The 878-nt window shown below is 49.7% G+C and carries 1 rRNA gene; it reads right to left on the reverse strand.

Going from position 1 to position 878, the window contains the following annotated elements:
- Positions 1-466 precede the first annotated feature (466 nt).
- Positions 467-878, reverse strand: a 16S ribosomal RNA gene (locus MHX61_RS11240); the annotation flags it as partial.

Below are 878 nucleotides of genomic sequence, written 5' to 3' on the forward strand. Positions count from 1 at the left end.
ATAACGAACACACAAACCACCCACACCAAAAAGCGCAGATGGCCACACAAGTGAACTTGACAAAAAATTGATTAAAGAAAAAAGAAATCACACAAACACACACAAACAAACCACAAAAGCAATCCATCCGTGCGTGTTTAATGCTCGCGTCCACTATACAGTTCTCACACAACACCCCAACCACACCCCACCAACACACACAGTGTCAACAAGACTCATGGTCAGGCACAAAAGGGGGATAATGCCCCAGACACCCAACAATGCACCAACATACAAACAACATTATTTTTCGTTTAACTGTGCATGGACAACAGTGTGTCACAAAGCGCCATTCAAACACTCGGCTTGTCTCTTGAGTGTGTGTTTCACCCGGACAATTTTTCAATAATAAAAGTTGGCAGCATGACACTCGCATACTCAACCAACCACAGGGTGCAACTGCACCCGAAAAATAAAAGCTCCTTAGAAAGGAGGTGATCCACCCGCACCTTCCGGTACGGGTACCTTGTTACGACTTCGTCCCAATCGCCGATCCCACCTTCGACGGCTCCCTAACAAGTTTGGGCCACCGGCTTCGGGTGTTACCAACTTTCATGACGTGACGGGCGGTGTGTACAAGGCCCGGGAACGTATTCACCGCAGCATTGCTGATCTGCGATTACTAGCGACTCCGACTTCATGGGGTCGAGTTGCAGACCCCAATCCGAACTAAGGCCGGCTTTCAGCGATTCGCTCCACCTCACAGTGTCGCTGCGCATTGTACCGACCATTGTAGCATGTGTGAAGCCCTGGACATAAGGGGCATGATGATTTGACGTCATCCCCACCTTCCTCCGAGTTGACCCCGGCAGTCTCTCATGAGTCCCCAACCAAATGCT

Origin of the sequence: Corynebacterium sp. ACRPF, from assembly GCF_022347395.1 — a bacterium.
GTDB classification, from domain to species: domain Bacteria; phylum Actinomycetota; class Actinomycetes; order Mycobacteriales; family Mycobacteriaceae; genus Corynebacterium; species Corynebacterium tuberculostearicum_D.